We start from the raw sequence: 16,449 nt of genomic DNA, 5'->3' as shown, positions 1-16,449 counted from the left end.
TCATACCGTGGATAAAGCGCCGATCAAAACGATGGAGGATTTTTCCGAATTCGTCGGCCTGTCTCGGCCGACGGTTTCCAAATACTTCAATGACCCCTCGTCTGTTCGCAGCAAGACCCGCGATCTGATCGAGGCTGCCATCAAGGAATCCGGTTTTCGGCCGAATATGTTTGCGGTCAATCTCAATAGACGCCGCAGCAACATATTGGGGATCATCATTCCCAATTCAACCGACCCTTTCTACATGGCCCTCACGCGCCGTGTGGAGCTGCTGGCCAATGAAGCCGGTTTTCTGGCCTTCATCCTGTCATCGGATGGCAATCCTGAGATTGAACAGCGGGCCATTGAAACACTGAAGTCCATGAATGTCGCCGGTGCCATCATTGCACCGCTTGGCGTTAAGTCACATCACCAGACGCTTGCGCAGCTTGGCGCCAGCATTCCACTGATTTACGTGGATTCACCACTGGATGAGACCTCGTCGTTCGTCGGAACCAATAACCGCCAAAGTTTCCAGTTGATTGTCGACTATCTGTGCCGCTCGGGTGAACCGCCCTGCTATCTCGGCATGCCAGGTGTCAACAACAATGCCACCAGCCGTCGGCTGGCCTATATCGATGCCATGGAACAGTTACGGATCGAGCCGAAACTCGTTATAACATCAGAAGGTCGGGACTGGGACTTCGAAAAATTCGGTTATGACGAAACCATGCGCACCCTCAAGGAGCATGGGCGTTTCCCGACAAAGACGGTTTTGTGCGCCAACGACCGCGTGGCATTTGGTGCCATTGCTGCGGCATGGCAATCCGGCCTGAAGGTTGGGCGTGGTGTGGATTGCGATATTCGTATCGCCGGCCATGACGATCACCCACTGTCACGTTATGCCTGTCCCCCAATCACCACGGTTGCACAGAACTATAATGAGATTGGCCGACTGGCGACCGAACTGTTGCTGTCAAAACTTGGCGAAGCAACCGACGCAAAAAACGAGATTCCGTCGGACGAACGTATTTTGCTCAACGCCGAAATCATGCTGCGCGACTCTGCGTGAATGTGATAAGCGGAACCTCCCACCACTAACGAATGGAAACATGCCATGAAGAATGAAATGCGGTCCCTTCCCTCCTCCCTGAGCGAGGCTCACGCCGCTTTTCTGTTCGACATGGATGGAACCCTGTTGAACTCGATTGCCGTCGTTGAACGCGTGTGGCGTGAATGGGCCGTTGATAACGGCATTGAGCCGACTGCATTTCTGCAGCGTATTCATGGCCTCCGCGCCATCGAGGTGGTTCGCCGCGAGGCCGTGCCTGGTCTCGACGTTGTAGAGCAGGCCGCCATTCTGCTGCAACGCGAATTGGATGATGTTGACGGCATCATCAAAATTCCGGGCATCGCAAGCTTCCTGTCGAAAATTCCTGAGGGCCGTTGGGCTATTGTCACATCAGCCCCTCGTCCGCTTGCCGTCCTTCGCCTCGCCGCAGCCGGCATAGTTCCACCTGAGATCATGATCTGCGGTGAAGATGTCGAAAACGGCAAGCCAGACCCGGAAGGTTACCTGAAAGCCGCCAAGCTGCTTGGCGTCGATCCAACACAATGTGTGGTATTTGAGGATGCACCGGCTGGTATCAGTGCAGGCGAACGCATGGGCGCAAACGTCGTGGTGATCAGCGCAACACACTCACATCCAATTGAGACGGATCATCTTGCCATCGACAGTTATGACGAGTTGGACATTACAGTGACCGAGACTGGTGCTCTGCGTCTCGATCGCGCCAACGTTACGGCCCGCTGAGCTTTCCAACAAGCGCTGTCGTGACGAGGTATCCTGACAGGGATGCAATTCCTGTCAGGAATGTACCCCAGATGATGTCAACCACAGTCATCGACACCGACCAGCCCTTTAGGGTTGAAAGATTGGTCATGTCGTATGTGCCATAGGCGAGCATTCCCAACAGTGCGCCACTGATAAGCGCGGTTGTCCAATTGCCGGAAGTAAGCGCAGGCCAAACGCCGAAATAGACAATACCGGCCACGTAGAAAAGATAGAATATACCGGCAGCCGTTAAGTTCGGCTGCTCCAGCAACAGTGAACCGATGCGGCTGCGGTAAAAGGTGCGGGTCATGGTCGAAAGCCAGATGAAATCCAGGCCGAAGAATACCACAGCCGTTGCGACGTAGGCCGCCAGGTATTTCACCATATCATCTCTCCCTTTTTTCGCAGGTTAAATGCCAAGAAGCGGCTGTACCAGACGGACAACCCAGCTTCTGAATTTCAAAGGTGCATCCGTCACCGCAAGGCAGATACAATCAGCTTGCGTCGAAGCAACAGGCTTGTGCACCAGTTCTGAGTCCGCATCTTCTATGTCGCCACGGCCATAGCTGTCTGTTTCATCGGTAAAGCTGCCACTCAGAACGAGGGTAAGTTCCCGCCCTCCATGACCATGCTCCGGCACCGGCTTTCCGGCAGGTATACGCAGAAGACGCACACTGGTTTCATTATCGCCAGTTTTAATCGGCAAATGGTAGGCGCCACGCCCCAATGACTTCCACTTCACATCCGAGAGATCACCGCCAACATAGGAGCGTAGAGGTTCAGGAAGAACAGTGGCATCATGCGTAACAGCTGTGCGCTTTACGGGTAATGCTGGCTCATCACCCTCACAGGTGATCCGTGACTTGATGCTATCCCAGGCAGAGTCGACATTATTATCAATCGGCAGTCTGTCGATCATGTGTCCGCCAAGTTGCTCGAAACCTCTCAACCTCGAGCGGCAGGCGGGGCACAAAGCCAGATGGGAGGCAACTGCGATGCTCCATCCTTCGCCAAGCGTTCCGGCCGCATAAGACGACAGGAGATCGTCGCTAAGATGATGTCTGATCTCAATCATGCGTCGTCTCCTTGTCCAAGGACGAGGCGCAACTTGGCAAAGGCAAGCCGCATACGCGACTTCACCGTTCCAAGCGGTATATTGAGCTTCTGGGCAATCACGCTATGCGTTGCATCTTCAAAGAACGACATTTCAAGCAATTTCGCCTGTTCTCGCGGCAATCCGGCAAGTGCTGCCTTCAAATGTTCAGCGGTCTGTTGTGCGACCAGCACATTGTCGGCGGATGGCTCTGCATCGGGCACGAACACTGGGTCATCAGGATCAAACTCCGGCCGTTTCTCTTTACGGACCGCATCGATACGCAAATTACGGGCAATCGTGAAAATCCATGTTGAAAGCGACCCCTTGGAGCGGTCATACCTGTCCGCTTTGTTCCACACCGCGATCATTGTCTCCTGCATCAGCTCTTCTGCCAATTGGCTATCTGCAGCGAGTTTTGACATGTATGAACGAACGCGTGGCGCGAAATGTCGGAAAATTATCTCATAGGCATGAATGTCCTTTTCCGCGCTAATCGCGAACATCAGTTTTTCAAATTCATGCTGCCCGCTATCTGCGGCGCCATCATCCATTGCACTATTTCCTCGGCTCTTTCGACGTAATGGAGCAGACCGCCGGAATGTAATTCCAGCTTCCTTTTGCCACGTCGCGGCGCCTATGGAAATATGTGTGTTCATACCGCTTTTACGTCACGACTTGAACAATAGATCACCTGACTCAGTTTTTTTTGATCTGTAGCGATCCAACCTGCATTTCCTTGCGTAAAACATGCATTACAAAAATGAGGTAAGCAGTGGCGACCGAAAAACGATCCACGAACGAGACGAAACGCGTTGCTGTGATTGGCTCCGGCATATCCGGTCTTTCTGCGGCATGGTTGATCTCAAAAAGCGCCTCGGTAACGCTTTACGAAAGCGACGATAGGCTCGGCGGCCACTCAAACACCGTGACTGTTTCCGGCAGCAATGGCGATATTGATGTCGACACCGGCTTTATCGTTTACAATGAACGCAACTATCCGAACCTTGTTGAACTGTTTAAGACTGTTGGCGTTGAAACTCAGCCATCCAACATGTCTTTCGCCGTATCGTTAAACGGTGGCAAACTGGAGTATTCCGGTTCTGGTCTCAATGGACTGATGGGCCAACGCGGAAATATCGTAAAACCCCGCTTCTGGGCCATGTTACGAGACCTTATGCGTTTTTACCGCGAAGCGCCTTTGGCCTTGTCGTCACATGAGATGGACGATTTGACGATCGGCGATTATCTCGACATGAATGGTTATGGTCAGGGCTTTATCGACAACCATTTGTTGCCAATGGGTGCTGCAATTTGGTCGGCCAGCGCACAGGAAATGCGCGCTTACCCATTCAAGGCTTTCATTCGATTTTTCGTAAGCCATGGCCTGCTGACCCTAAAAGATCGACCGCTTTGGCGCACGGTAACAGGTGGCAGCCGACAATACGTAAAGCTCCTGATCGAGACGTTACCCGACATACGTACGTCGACCCGGATCGTCTCGATTGAGCGAAACAAAGACGGGGTCCACATCACCGACGAGCGCGGTAATCGCGAGACGTTTTCGGATGTCGTGTTGGCAACCCATGCCGATCAAGCGCTGGCTCTGCTGTCCGATGCATCGGACGAAGAACAAAATATGCTCGCGTCGTTCCGTTACACCGACAACGAAGCTGTTCTCCACACAGATCCGTCACTGATGCCAAAACGCAAACGCACATGGGCAAGCTGGAATTACATTGGTGAGACGAAACAAGATGGCGCCCAGTCACTCTGCGTGACCTACTGGATGAACCGTCTGCAGAATATTCCAATGTCCGACCCGTTGTTCGTCACGCTTAATCCGGTTCGCGAAATTGCGCCGGAAAATATCTTGCGGCTCATTCCTTATATGCATCCGCTTTTCGACGCCCCTGCACTGGAGGCTCAACGCAATCTCTGGCGCATTCAGGGTAAAAACCGCATATGGTTCTGTGGGGCCTATTGTGGTTATGGTTTTCATGAAGACGGGTTGCAATCCGGTCTGGCGGTTGCAGAGGCAATAACCGGGCAAAAACGCCCATGGACCGTGGCGGACGAATCCGGTCGCATTCATTTACCTCCCAAATTGGAGGCAGCAGAGTAATGTCGCATTCGGCGCTTTTTGCAGGAAAGGTCATGCACATGCGGTACCGCCCCAAGCGGCATCGCCTGCAATACAGCGTCTTCTCGCTTTTACTGGATTTGGATGAACTTCCATCACTAGACAAAAAACTGCGGCTGTTTGGTTACAATCGCCGTGCGTTGATCAGTTTCCATGACAAGGACCATGGCGATGGTCAGCCAGACGGCTTGCGGAATTGGGTAGAAATCCGGCTGGATGAAGCCGGTCTTTTGGAGCCTGGCATGCAAATCCGTGTGCTGTGCTATCCACGTATCCTGGGTTATGTTTTCAACCCGCTCACTCTCTATTTCTGCCATGGGAAAAATGGCTTGCGCGCCGTTCTTTACGAAGTGTGCAACACATTCGGTGAACGTCATACCTACACAATCGCGGTTGGGGCGTCGCAGCAGGAGAGCATTCGCCAATCCTGTGCCAAGGATTTTTACGTCTCACCCTTTGTGCCGATGAACTGCCACTATAATTTTCACATCGAACCGCCCGGTGAAAAAGTTTTGGTGCGGATCGATGAAGAAGACCCGGATGGCATGCTGCTGGTCGCATCCTTTGCCGCTAACAGGCAAGAGTTGAACAACCGTACACTGCTATCCGCCTTTGTGCGCCATCCTTTGATGACACTGAAAATCACCGCCGCAATCTACTGGGAAGCCCTGCTCCTCTGGCGCAAAGGCGCTCCGATCTATCGCCATAGTGCCGCAACCAACCGGGTTGCAAGCACTGTCGTCAGACCTTCATCTGCAGGAAATCAGGCTCATGACTCACGCTGAAGAAAAGTCTTTTGAAAGCCGCCTGAACAACTTGCCCTTTTGGGCAAGATTGGTGAAGGGCTGGGCCAACCGTATCGTGATCGGCAGTCTGACGATCAGGTTCCCCAACGGCAGCATGCATCATGTAGCCGGAGAGCAACCGGGGCCAGCGGCCACAATCTCGATATTATCAGGCCGCTTCGTTTGGCAGATCATGACGGAAGGCAATCTTGGACTGGCGCGCGGTTATATGGATGGCACCTGGGACAGCCCGGATATCGGCGCCGTTCTCGATCTGGGTTTGGCCAACGAAAAAGTGCTCTCCGGACTGATTGCCATTCCTTTCATGCGCAAGGTCATGGCCAATTACCGGCACCGGAAAAATGCCAATACCAAGGGTGGAAGCCGTCGCAATATTGCCTTCCATTACGACCTCGGCAACAAATTTTACGATCAGTGGCTGGATGGTACCATGACCTATTCCTCAGCCATTTTTCAGTGCCCCGAGCAATCACTGGATGAGGCACAAACCGCCAAATATGCCCGCATTGTCGAAAAGCTGGATATTCAGAAAGACGACACCGTACTGGAGATCGGATGTGGATGGGGCGGCTTTGCAGAATATGCTGCCCTCACCACCGGTTGCCGCATCCTGTGCCTTACGCTTTCCAATGAGCAGGCACTGTATGCGCAGGAACGCATGCGCCGTGCAGGACTGCTGGACCGTGTGGAGATCCGCATTCAGGACTACCGGGACTGCGAGGGTTTCTTTGACAAGATCGTTTCGATCGAAATGTTCGAGGCAGTTGGCGAGGAAAACTGGCCGATCTATTTCGACAAGGTCAAACATCTACTCAAGACAGGTGGTGAAGCCATGCTTCAGGTTATCACCATTTCCCGCGATCGTTTTGAAACCTACCGCAACACCGCAGACTTCATCCAGACCTACATCTTCCCAGGCGGCATGTTGCCGTCAAACGAAGCATTGGTCAGCGTTGCCAGCCACCACGGTCTCAAGCTGAGTGACCAATATCTGTTCGGCTTGGATTATGAGAAAACGCTCCTGTGGTGGGACCGCGCATTTTCCGCGCAGTGGCACAATATTGAACCCCTTGGCTTTGATAGCCGCTTCAAGCGCATGTGGCGTTATTACCTGCATTATTGCGCCGCAGGTTTCCGTTCCGGCCGCATTGATGTCGGCCAGTTTCATTTTCGATTAGAATAACAAGCATAGCAGTATGCTTCCTCTCCACCTTTATAAAACAGGAGCCGGAAGATGGTTTCACAAGCAGTCGTTTGGCTTCGCAACGACTTGAGAATTGGCGACAACCCTGCACTTGATGCAGCGCTTGCAAGAGGCGGTTCGGTTACAGCCGTTTATATACACGAAACGGACCATAACCTGCGCAAACCAGGCGCCGCGGTACAATGGTGGCTAGAACAAAGTCTTGCCAACTTTTGCAAACGGCTTGAGAAACTAGGCGTAACCCTCATTGTTGAAACAGGAAAATCCGCGGACATCCTGCCAAAGCTGGCAAAAGAGATAAAGCCGGAGGTGGTTTTCTGGAACCGTCGGTACGCACCAGCTGAGCGGGAATGCGATGCGCAGATAAAGACTGATCTTCGCCAGTCGGGTTTCACGGTAACCTCATTTCATGGCAATCTTCTCCTTGAACCCTGGCAACTCGAAACAGGCAGTGGCGGCCCCTATCAGGTCTTCACACCGTTTGCCCGTTCACTGCGTCAGAAGGGTGTGCCCACCCCCCTGCGTTTGCGCGACACCAAAGCGCAGTCATCATCTACCAAGCCTAAAAACTATGAGCGTCCATCCCCACCGCATTGGGCTGAAAAGATGGAAGGCTCGTGGCAGATTGGCGAAGAGGCCGGTTACGAGCAGTTCCACGACTTTCTTGATGACATCGTGAAGTCATATGCCGAAAGCCGCGACGTTCCCGGCAAGCTGGGAACGTCCAAGCTCTCACCCTATTTGCGATTTGGCGAAGTCAGCGTCCGACAGCTTTGGCACAGTGCTCTTCATTATGGCGAGCAACATCCTTCCGTCTCGTCGGGCGTCGAAAAATTTCTCTCTGAGCTGATCTGGAGAGACTTCCATTACCACCAGCTCTACCACCGCAAGGATATTGCGCGTTACGATATGCGCGATGCCATCGCCCATATCGAATGGCAGGAGAACAAAAAAGCGCTCAGCGCCTGGACAAAAGGACAGACGGGCTTCCCAATCGTCGACGCGGGCATGCGGCAATTATGGGCAACCGGATGGATGCACAATCGCGTCCGTATGCTGGTTGCCTCCCTGCTCACCAAAAACCTGCTCATCGATTGGCGACATGGTGAAGAGTGGTTCTGGGATACGCTGGTGGATGGCGACATTGCTAGTAATCCCGGCAGCTGGCAGTGGGTTGCCGGTTGTGGCATGGATGCTGCCCCTTACTTTCGCGTATTCAATCCCGTTGTCCAGGGCGAACGGTTCGATGCTGCGGGCGATTACGTCCGTGAATGGGTTCCTGAACTGGCCGACATGCCGAACAAATGGATACACAAACCGTTTGAAGCACCAGACACCGTACTGGAAAAAGCCGGTGTAGTACTGGGTAAAACTTATCCAAAACCTATTGTTGATTTGAAAAGCTCATCGCGTCGTGCACGCAACAGTAAAAAGGGCGAAGAAGACGATCTCTTCGCCTGACACTCAAGGCTTTGCGTCATCCAATCATAGAAGACATTTTATGTCGACAGTATGTATTACATCATGTTAGTGCTTGCCAAAAGCACTTCCTCCGTGGTTGGGAAGGGTGACAAAATCGGCGGGAGCGTCTTATGAGCGATCAGGAAAAACACGATGTGCTTGTGATTGGCACAGGCATTATCGGAGTGATGTCGGCACTTTATCTGCAATCACAAGGTCGTTCTGTAACCCTTTTGGAACGTGGAGAAATTGCACGGGGCGCAAGCTCCGGAAATGCCGGCATTCTAGCATTCCCTGAGATCATTCCCATTCCTGCGCCGGGCCTTATGAAAAAGGCGCCGCGTTGGCTTTTCGATCCGCTGGGCCCGTTAAGCGTTCCACCATCCTATGCCCTGAAGGTTGCTCCCTGGCTGTGGCGTTTCTGGCGCGCGAGCTCCGAATCCGCCTTCCGGCACGGACTAAAAACCCAGATCGCGATGATGAAACTGTCTGCCGCGGAGATGGACGTGATCCGCGCGATGCCCGAACTCTCCGGTTTCTTTACCAACACCGGAACGCTTGATCTTTACGACAGTGAAGCAAGCTTCAATGCCGCTGCTGCCGATTGGGCGGAAAAGGAAAAAGCCGGTTTTGTCTTCAACCGTGTTGGGCGCGATGAGATCGACGAATTGCAGCCGGGTCTGGCACCACAATTCCAGCACGCGATGTTTACACCTGGCGGCCTGCAGGTCTCCGAGCCATACGAATTCACCAAGGCGATTGCGGAACTGGTCATCGCACGAGGCGGCAAGCTGATTGAGGGCGAAGCGCTACGTCTTGAGCCCCGTGGCGACGAGGCGCGCGTGACCTTGACGGGCGGCAAAACACTGGACGCGGCAAAGGTGGTCGTCGCTGGTGGCGCATGGTCAAAGAACCTTGGTGCAAGCCTTGGCGAGAACCTGCCGCTTGAGACAGAACGTGGTTACAACACAACCCTGCCCGACCAGTCTTTCAACTTGACCCGCCAGCTCTATTTCAATGACCACGCGTTTGTCGTGACGCCGCTCTCCACCGGTATTCGAGTGGGTGGTGCCGTCGAACTGGGCGGTCTGTCACTGCCGCCGAATTACCGACGCTCCGAAGCACTTTTGGGAAAAGCTGCCAAGTTTCTGCCCGGTCTGAAAACCGAAGGCGGCAAACAGTGGATGGGTTTCCGCCCATCCATGCCAGATTGCCTGCCGGTTATCGGCGCCTCCAAGGTAAGCACCGCCATCATCTATGCCTTCGGGCACGGGCATCTTGGCCTGACGCAGTCGGCGGCAACGGGCAAACTGGTCAGCGATCTCGTTGCCGGACGGGAACCATCAATTTCCATCGATCCATTCCGCGCCGGCCGCTTCGGTTAAACATCACGGTTTTGTCGCGGTCAGAATAAACCGGCGATAAAGCCGTGTTCTCAAACGATCACGCAAATTCGCCTGCTTACGCTGCGCCACCGCAATCGGGTCATGCGAGTGCAGGCGAATATCTGAAAACCCGGCACCTTTCAGTAGTGGAATGATGCGTTCAGGACGAAGCCCGTCCCCGAACGGCAGCTGCTCCATAATGTGTTTGTGTTTGGCGCTTTGGGCACTGTCGTAATGTGGATCGGGCAGGGAAAACCGGCCAAGCAGCGCAATCAGCTTTGACGCGATGCGGCCAACCGGCGTCAATTGTGCCCAGTCCCCGTCAAAAACCAGCAAACGGCCACCGGACTTCAATACACGGTGCCATTCCTGAAACGCCTGTTCAGGCTGCGTCAACGTCCAGACCAGATGACGGCATACGATGGCATCATAGATGTCGTCAGGCTCCATCGTGTTTTCGGCATCTGCAAGCACAAAACGCAGACGCGGTTTTCCCGCGTGTTTGCGCCGCGCAACTGACAACATAGCCTCGGAGAAATCGAGGGCCGTCACGTCATGACCAATGTCGTGAATAAGCCGTGTCACCTCGCCCGTGCCACAGGCCAGTTCCAGCACGGATAATGAATGTTCACCTAAAGCGTCGCGCACTGGCTGCTGCCAGGCGTCAAATTCTGGTCCGGGTGGAATACGATGGCCGAATACCAGATCGAATGTTTCCGACCGTTTCGACCAGTAATCCCTGATATCGTCCTTGAGATGGAAGTTGTCGATGCTCATGGTCAAGCCGTCTTGTACTGGATATGGCAACGGCCATGGTAAGATGATCGCTCGATACGCGCACTAACTCCAAAAACGTCACGAATGAGCGTTTCCGTCAGAACCTCTTCTGGCGGGCCGAAAGCCACGATCTCCCCTGCATGCATGACCGCGAGATTATCGCAGAACATCGCTGCAAGATTGAGATCATGCAAGGCGACGATACACGTTACCGGCAACCGGGACACCAGCGCCAGAATGTCCAGCTGGTGCTGAATGTCGAGGTGGTTGGTTGGTTCATCCAACAGAAGCTGTGACGGCGTTTGCGCCAATGCCCGGGCAATATGAACCCGCTGTTTTTCACCACCAGACAGCGTGTGCCAAAACCTAGACGCTTTATCCAGCATGCCGACATGTGTCAGCGCATCCTGTACGGCGGCCTCATCTTCCGACTTCCAGATTGAAATCGGGCTGCGATGCGGTGTTCGTCCAAGCTTGACGACATCGAGCACACTGACCTGGATTTCCGTCGTTGCCTGTTGTTCAACAAAGGCCGTACTTTTGGCAATCTGGGCCTGAGAAAGGGTCGCTATGTCCTCGCCGCCAAGTGTAATTACGCCGCTCTGGACTTTGCGGATACGGCAGATGAGCCGCAGCAAACTGGATTTTCCCGAACCATTTGGCCCAAGCAGGCCAAGCGTCGTGCCGGGTGCAGCGTCGAGAGTTACGCCATTGACAATAAGACTGCCGCCTGAAGCCCAGTGCACTTTTTCCAGCGAAATACTCATGCGGCCCTCCGTGCACGGTAGAGAATAAAGGCAAAAGCGGGCGCGCCAAACAATGCAGTTACCACGCCGATTGGCAGGATTTGCTGTGGGATGATGATACGTGACACGATATCGGCTGCCACCATGAATATGGCACCGATCATCGCAGACACAGGCAAAAGACGCTGATGTCCGGAGCCAGCAATGAACCGTGCGGCATGGGGAATGACCAACCCGACAAATCCGATACAGCCAACGATGCTGACGACGGTTGCCGTCATCAATGCCGTCACGCCAAGCAGAGTTATGCGTACACGACGAACGGGAATACCAAGTCCGGCGGCGGTATCTGTACCGAACATGAAAGCATCCAATGCCCGGGCATGGGCCGCACAAAACACAAAACCCAACAATGCAACGGGTGCAGCGAGATAAACGTCCGGCCAGCGCACACCGGACAGGCTACCGAGCAACCAGAACATCACACCACGTGCCTGTTCTGCATTTGCAGATGTGGTGACGATATAGGATGTCAGCGCATTAAAGAGCTGCGAACCGGCCACGCCGGCAAGAATTATACGGTCGCTGCTGCCACCAGCGCCGGCCGCAAGCAGTGACACGAGAAGAAACGCAACGACGGCGCCCAGAAATGCGCCCGTAGACAGTGTCAAAACACCGTAACCGATTCCCAGAACCATAATACAAACGGCACCGGTCGAGGCACCTGCGGAAATGCCCAGCACGAAAGGTTCAGCAAGAGGGTTGCGTAGCAATGCTTGCAGGATCACGCCACAGAGCGCCAGCGCAGCCCCTGCACTTGCCGCAACCAAGGCGCGGCTCAGACGATAGTCCCAGATTACGCCTTCATGGATGCGGCTGATTTCAAACGGCATTCCAAAGGCGCGTTTCATGATCGCCTTGACCGTCGTATCGAGCGGAATGGAAATTTCGCCGATCGACACGGCAAGACTTATCATGAAGCCGAGAAGCGTCAGAAAAAAGACGGTGACTGCCAAAGGCAGCCACCATGCTGAACGACGTGCAGGCATTTCTGTCACTTGGAAATCCCGAGCGCCTGGATACCCTTTGCCAGGATTTCAATGCCATCAATCGTACGAATGGTCGGGTTCATGGACTGTGCATCCATCATGACGAAATGTTTGTTCTTAACGGCATCCATGTGGCTGGTGACCGGATCGTTCTCCAGGAAGTCGATCTTGACCGCAGGATCATCGGCGGCATAACGGCGACGATCCATGGTAGCGATAACGACGACAGCAGGGTTGGATTCGGCAATGGTTTCCCAACCGACCAGCGGCCACTCTTCTTCCGTGCTTACGACATTTTTGGCACCAAGCGTTTTCAGAATATAGGCCGGAGCACTGTTTTTACCGGCAATATAGGCGTCGCCCTTCACTTCCTTGCTGGAGAACCAGAAAACAACAGGAAGATTGGCCGACGATGCGTTTCCGATCGACGCGACGGCTGCGGCCTCACGTGCCCTCAGATCGGCTACCAGTTTTTCGCCCCGTTCTTTGATATCGAAAATATCGGAGAGTTCGCTGATCTGCTGATAGATCAGATCCATCGTGAAAAGTTCTTTGCGTACGCCATCGCCACCATCGGCATTGATCTTGGCCACGCAGTCTGCAGGAGAAACATAGGTATTGATGCCAAGTGAACCGAATTGTTCGCGTTTGCCCACAGAACCCTGCGTGCCGACGTGCCATTCGAACTCCGCAGCAACCAGATCAGGCTCTTTGCCGACAACCGATTCAAAGCTGGGGTCATTGTCTGCAAGGCGCGGAATTTGCGCATTGACGCCTTCATATTCTTTCAAAACCGGCCCAACCCAAACGGCGGTACCGGCAATCTTGTCTGCCAAGCCAAGGGAAAACAGGATTTCGGTCATGCCCTGTCCGATCGAAACGATCTTTGCTGGCGCCTTTTCGAACGTAATCGACTGACCGCAATTGGTAACCGTCAACGGATATTGGGTCGCCGCATGGGCACTAGCAGAGAACCCGGCAACTAAAACGGTTACAGCACTGAGAGTTTTTATGATGGCACGCATGGAAGCCTTCCGATTGGAAATATTTGAAATGCAGTTGAGATTACGGGCCTAAATTGCCCGGTTTGTGCAGCGTTTAGAAAAACGACGCGCGGTTAACCCAACAATGCAATGAACGGAGGCAACAAATGCATATGTTATGTAATAACATGACTATTCCTTTCCGGACAACCCCGCCCGGTGCGTTGGATTAACAAATAACGGCAGGTCTCCTGGCTCACGAATTCACGCCGTTCATCTGCCTTCCCGTGCACTCAGCGGCACAGTGGCATGGTGTAAGAGCTACACCACAAGGATGAGCGGCAATCCGCTTACAGTTGCGGGGGCAGCCATGGCATTGTTTCTTCGATAGAAACGCACCATGTTCCCTATTAATCCCCTCCAGGTACAACCCTTTGGAGAACCGTCGGATGCCACTTATGGCCAAGGCGCAGACAAGGTCAAGGCTATTGCGACAGACCGAACAAAAGAAAACCGCCGCCCCAGAGATTGAGGCGGCGGCATTTTTCATTCTCAAAAATCTTGGAGGCTCAGAATTCTGTCCAGTCCGCTTCCTTGGCTGTAGTCGCAGCGGCAGATGAACCGCCACCGAAGGCGCTCGCCAACCTATTGCCCAGTGCACGTGCTGGAGACGCAATCGGCCTGGACTTTGTCGATGCTGCCACCGGTGCCGGTGCAGCAGGTCGCGAAGCCGAAGCGGCGGCGCGAGGAGCAGCAGGCCTTGCGAAACCAGCCATACCGCCGGTGCCTGTCAGTCTGAACTGGCCGAGCAGCGAGTTAAGGGACGTGGCTTCCGTTGCAAGACCATGGCTTGCCGCCGTTGTTTCTTCGACCATGGCAGCGTTCTGTTGCGTGCCCTGATCCATGGTGTTGACGGCGGTGTTGATTTCCTGAAGACCAACCGACTGTTCGCGGGTTGCCTCAGCAATCGCGTGAACATGCTGGTTGATTTCCTGAACCTGAGCAACGATAGCGTCCAGCGCCTTGCCTGTCTGGTCGACAAGGTGAACCCCGGTTTCGACATGCGATGTCGAGGCAGTGATCAGCGACTTGATTTCCTTTGCGGCATTTGCAGAACGCTGGGCAAGTTCACGAACTTCCTGCGCCACGACAGCAAAACCCTTACCAGCTTCACCAGCGCGGGCCGCTTCGACACCCGCGTTCAGAGCAAGCAGGTTGGTTTGGAAGGCAATGTCATCGATAACACCGATGATGTTACCGATTTCGCTGGAGGATTTTTCGATCTGCTCCATTGCGGTGACGGCTTCACGCACCACTTCACCAGACTTTTCTGCTTCCTGACGGGTACGGGAAACCAGGTGGCGTGCCTCTTCTGCGCGCTTGGCGGAATCTTTGACCGTCGTGGTGATTTCTTCCAGAGCGGCGGCTGTCTCTTCAACAGAAGCAGCCTGCTGCTCTGTGCGGCGGGAAAGGTCGTCAGCCGAGGAGCGGATTTCATTAGCACCAGCATCGATGGCGCGGGCATTTGTACCAACGCTCTGCATCGCCAGATCAAGCTTTTCTGCCGAATGGTTGAAGTTCTGACGCAGTGTGTCCAGTTGGCCGTTAAATGGATGTGCAATACGCGCAGCCAGATCGCCATCAGCCAGTTTGCCAAGCGCGGCACCCAGCGTATCGACGGCTTTCTGAATTTCTGCGGCTTCCAGGACCTTCTGCTGCTCGCGTTCAGCGCGCTCATTCTCGGTGCTGACGCGATCTTCATCAGCTTGACGGGACAGGCGACCACGTTCAATGGCGTTGTCGCGGAACACGGCCACTGCGGCCGCCATGTTGCCAATTTCGTCCTTGCGGTCGAGGCCGTCAATTTCAGACTTCACATCGCCACTGGCCAGTGTCTGCATGCGTTCGCGCAAACGAACCATCGGTGCAGTGATACCGGCGTGAGCGACGTAAATCGCAAAACAAACGGCCGCCACCAAGCCAACACACATAAAGATGAAGCTCTGTGTAATCGTCGAGCCGATCGATGCGGAAAGCGACTTGCTGCCATTGTCCAAAAGCTGCGACAGTGCGGTGTTGTTGGCACCGGCCTGATCCGAAACCTGTTTCAACAGTGTTTCCAGCTTTGACTGCATGGCTGGTAGTTCTGCGCCATTGCCGCCGAAATGCAGCTGCAGCATTTTTTCATACATGGTTTGCAGTTCGTTGGTCGAAGCCAGCAACTTCTCGATGTCGTCCTTGCGGCTCGGAACCGACGCCGGCACGGCGGCCAGTCGATCCTTGGCAAGCTTGAAGTTGGAGGCGAAGCGTTCGCGCATCTCCGGCAGGCCAGGATGCTGAGCATCCATTTGCAGCATACGCTCTGCCCAGACAACCGATGTCCAGATACCGGAAGCGGCACGGGCGCTCATCATGGCGGAGGTTGCTTCCTTGTCGATAAAGCCAAGGTAGCTGGTGTTTGCATCACTGAACTTGGCGGTAATGAATGTAAAACCACCAAACGAAACCAAGCCGAGCATGAACAAGGTGGAAAGTATCTTCCACTTGATGCTGAGGTTTTTCAACATGTTGGACTTCCTAGAACGAAAGGACAAGCGGAATACTGTGCCGCAGGCTGCGGCATTCCGACATCGATTTTTGTGGGAAAACTATGCTTCGACTAAAAGCTCAAACAACAAGCGTCATGCAGCCCCGGAAGGTGTCGTTCAACATCATTATAGAAAGAAATTTATTAAAAACTTGTATAACTTTCGGTTACAACCAGTCCAAGCGTTATAAAAAAACGCCTTAAAAACAGTATGTTCGACAGTTTTCATGTACAAGTAGCAATCTCATTGACAGCAGGGCAAAAACGCGACAATTTGCACCTATTCCGAGGGGGGCATCCTACGATGCTGAGATGGCGGTGAGCCGGACCCTTGAACCTGATCCGGGTCGTACCGGCGTAGGAACGGAAACAGCGGCATAAAGCCCCCTTTTCTCTTCTCCG

The 16,449-nt window shown here is 53.9% G+C and carries 16 protein-coding genes, 1 pseudogene and 2 riboswitches; of the genes and pseudogenes, 8 read left to right on the top strand and 9 right to left on the bottom strand.

Annotated elements, in window-relative coordinates; translation table 11 throughout:
- Positions 1–31 precede the first annotated feature (31 nt).
- Both M2418_RS12695 and M2418_RS12690 read left to right on the top strand, forming a co-directional pair.
- On the top strand, positions 32–1,051 hold the full coding sequence (locus M2418_RS12695) for a LacI family DNA-binding transcriptional regulator (protein WP_192489432.1): 1,020 nt from the start codon (positions 32–34) through the stop codon (positions 1,049–1,051).
- Between the two features lie 45 nt (positions 1,052–1,096).
- Positions 1,097–1,792, top strand: a complete 696-nt coding sequence (locus tag M2418_RS12690; RefSeq protein ID WP_250985293.1) for an HAD family hydrolase — start codon at positions 1,097–1,099, stop codon at positions 1,790–1,792.
- Here M2418_RS12690 and M2418_RS12685 read toward each other — a convergent pair.
- The 3 genes from M2418_RS12685 to M2418_RS12675 are packed head-to-tail and all read right to left on the bottom strand — an operon-like array spanning position 1,779 to position 3,460.
- Complete coding sequence (locus M2418_RS12685) at positions 1,779–2,198, bottom strand: DUF2177 family protein (protein ID WP_250985292.1); 420 nt, start codon at positions 2,196–2,198, stop codon at positions 1,779–1,781. The two genes, M2418_RS12690 and M2418_RS12685, sit on opposite strands and share 14 nt — an antisense overlap.
- Before the next feature lie 24 nt (positions 2,199–2,222).
- Complete coding sequence (locus M2418_RS12680) at positions 2,223–2,885, bottom strand: ChrR family anti-sigma-E factor (protein ID WP_250985355.1); 663 nt, start codon at positions 2,883–2,885, stop codon at positions 2,223–2,225.
- Positions 2,885–3,460, bottom strand: a complete 576-nt coding sequence (locus tag M2418_RS12675) for a sigma-70 family RNA polymerase sigma factor (protein ID WP_250985291.1) — start codon at positions 3,458–3,460, stop codon at positions 2,885–2,887. The genes M2418_RS12680 and M2418_RS12675 overlap by 1 nt, the downstream gene beginning before the upstream one ends.
- A 221-nt stretch (positions 3,461–3,681) precedes the next feature.
- Between M2418_RS12675 and M2418_RS12670 the strand changes: the two genes are divergently transcribed.
- The 4 genes and pseudogenes from M2418_RS12670 to M2418_RS25760 form a co-directional block, all read left to right on the top strand.
- The gene (locus M2418_RS12670; RefSeq protein ID WP_250985290.1) at positions 3,682–5,031 is read left to right on the top strand and encodes an NAD(P)/FAD-dependent oxidoreductase; all 1,350 of its coding nucleotides are present in this window, start codon (positions 3,682–3,684) and stop codon (positions 5,029–5,031) included.
- Complete coding sequence (locus tag M2418_RS12665) at positions 5,031–5,834, top strand: DUF1365 domain-containing protein (RefSeq protein WP_259146918.1); 804 nt, start codon at positions 5,031–5,033, stop codon at positions 5,832–5,834. Before M2418_RS12670 ends, M2418_RS12665 begins: the two co-directional genes overlap by 1 nt.
- Complete coding sequence (locus tag M2418_RS12660; protein ID WP_250985288.1) at positions 5,821–7,038, top strand: cyclopropane-fatty-acyl-phospholipid synthase family protein; 1,218 nt, start codon at positions 5,821–5,823, stop codon at positions 7,036–7,038. The genes M2418_RS12665 and M2418_RS12660 overlap by 14 nt, the downstream gene beginning before the upstream one ends.
- Before the next feature lie 51 nt (positions 7,039–7,089).
- A pseudogene (locus M2418_RS25760) lies at positions 7,090–7,551 on the top strand (deoxyribodipyrimidine photo-lyase); the annotation flags it as partial.
- Between the two features lie 240 nt (positions 7,552–7,791).
- Here M2418_RS25760 and M2418_RS25755 read toward each other — a convergent pair.
- The gene (locus M2418_RS25755; protein ID WP_405049426.1) at positions 7,792–8,001 is read right to left on the bottom strand and encodes a hypothetical protein; all 210 of its coding nucleotides are present in this window, start codon (positions 7,999–8,001) and stop codon (positions 7,792–7,794) included.
- Here M2418_RS25755 and M2418_RS25750 point away from each other — a divergent pair.
- Positions 7,906–8,520, top strand: coding sequence for a cryptochrome/photolyase family protein (locus M2418_RS25750; protein WP_405049425.1), 615 nt, complete (start codon positions 7,906–7,908; stop codon positions 8,518–8,520). The genes M2418_RS25755 and M2418_RS25750 overlap by 96 nt on opposite strands.
- Before the next feature lie 131 nt (positions 8,521–8,651).
- Positions 8,652–9,905 (top strand): FAD-binding oxidoreductase, encoded by a 1,254-nt coding sequence (locus tag M2418_RS12650; RefSeq protein WP_250985286.1) that lies wholly within the window; start codon positions 8,652–8,654, stop codon positions 9,903–9,905.
- Between the two features lie 3 nt (positions 9,906–9,908).
- Here M2418_RS12650 and M2418_RS12645 read toward each other — a convergent pair whose 3' ends face one another.
- From M2418_RS12645 to M2418_RS12625, 5 genes are all read right to left on the bottom strand, one after another.
- Entirely contained in the window at positions 9,909–10,682 is a 774-nt protein-coding gene (locus M2418_RS12645) for a class I SAM-dependent methyltransferase (protein WP_250985285.1), read from the bottom strand.
- Between the two features lie 2 nt (positions 10,683–10,684).
- The gene (locus M2418_RS12640; protein ID WP_250985284.1) at positions 10,685–11,449 is read right to left on the bottom strand and encodes an ABC transporter ATP-binding protein; all 765 of its coding nucleotides are present in this window, start codon (positions 11,447–11,449) and stop codon (positions 10,685–10,687) included.
- Positions 11,446–12,477 (bottom strand): iron ABC transporter permease, encoded by a 1,032-nt coding sequence (locus tag M2418_RS12635; RefSeq protein WP_250985354.1) that lies wholly within the window; start codon positions 12,475–12,477, stop codon positions 11,446–11,448. The genes M2418_RS12640 and M2418_RS12635 overlap by 4 nt, the downstream gene beginning before the upstream one ends.
- 5 nt (positions 12,478–12,482) lie before the next feature.
- Complete coding sequence (locus M2418_RS12630) at positions 12,483–13,502, bottom strand: ABC transporter substrate-binding protein (RefSeq protein ID WP_250985283.1); 1,020 nt, start codon at positions 13,500–13,502, stop codon at positions 12,483–12,485.
- A gap of 181 nt (positions 13,503–13,683) precedes the next feature.
- A riboswitch (cobalamin riboswitch) is annotated at positions 13,684–13,922 on the bottom strand.
- Positions 13,923–14,029: 107 nt separating this feature from the next.
- Positions 14,030–16,027: a methyl-accepting chemotaxis protein gene (locus M2418_RS12625; protein ID WP_250985282.1), complete on the bottom strand. Its 1,998-nt coding sequence runs from the start codon at positions 16,025–16,027 to the stop codon at positions 14,030–14,032.
- Positions 16,028–16,325: 298 nt separating this feature from the next.
- A riboswitch (TPP riboswitch) is annotated at positions 16,326–16,428 on the top strand.
- The last annotated feature ends 21 nt before the right edge of the window (positions 16,429–16,449 follow it).

This window comes from Rhizobium sp. BIGb0125 (assembly GCF_024810055.1).
Classification (GTDB): Bacteria; Pseudomonadota; Alphaproteobacteria; order Rhizobiales; family Rhizobiaceae; genus Agrobacterium.
This window is presented reverse-complemented; position numbering and strand designations above follow the sequence as displayed.

Bases quoted from the DNA above. Each gene is read 5' to 3' on its own strand.
- M2418_RS12695 (WP_192489432.1), top strand. From the start codon at position 32: ATGGAGGATTTTTCCGAATTCGTCGGCCTGTCTCGGCCGACGGTTTCC.
- M2418_RS12690 (WP_250985293.1), top strand. From the start codon at position 1,097: ATGAAGAATGAAATGCGGTCCCTTCCCTCCTCCCTGAGCGAGGCTCAC.
- M2418_RS12685 (WP_250985292.1), bottom strand. From the start codon at position 2,198: ATGGTGAAATACCTGGCGGCCTACGTCGCAACGGCTGTGGTATTCTTC.
- M2418_RS12675 (WP_250985291.1), bottom strand. From the start codon at position 3,460: ATGGATGATGGCGCCGCAGATAGCGGGCAGCATGAATTTGAAAAACTG.
- M2418_RS12665 (WP_259146918.1), top strand. From the start codon at position 5,031: ATGTCGCATTCGGCGCTTTTTGCAGGAAAGGTCATGCACATGCGGTAC.
- M2418_RS12660 (WP_250985288.1), top strand. From the start codon at position 5,821: ATGACTCACGCTGAAGAAAAGTCTTTTGAAAGCCGCCTGAACAACTTG.
- M2418_RS12650 (WP_250985286.1), top strand. From the start codon at position 8,652: ATGAGCGATCAGGAAAAACACGATGTGCTTGTGATTGGCACAGGCATT.
- M2418_RS12645 (WP_250985285.1), bottom strand. From the start codon at position 10,682: ATGAGCATCGACAACTTCCATCTCAAGGACGATATCAGGGATTACTGG.
- M2418_RS12640 (WP_250985284.1), bottom strand. From the start codon at position 11,449: ATGAGTATTTCGCTGGAAAAAGTGCACTGGGCTTCAGGCGGCAGTCTT.
- M2418_RS12635 (WP_250985354.1), bottom strand. From the start codon at position 12,477: ATGCCTGCACGTCGTTCAGCATGGTGGCTGCCTTTGGCAGTCACCGTC.
- M2418_RS12630 (WP_250985283.1), bottom strand. From the start codon at position 13,502: ATGCGTGCCATCATAAAAACTCTCAGTGCTGTAACCGTTTTAGTTGCC.
- M2418_RS12625 (WP_250985282.1), bottom strand. From the start codon at position 16,027: ATGTTGAAAAACCTCAGCATCAAGTGGAAGATACTTTCCACCTTGTTC.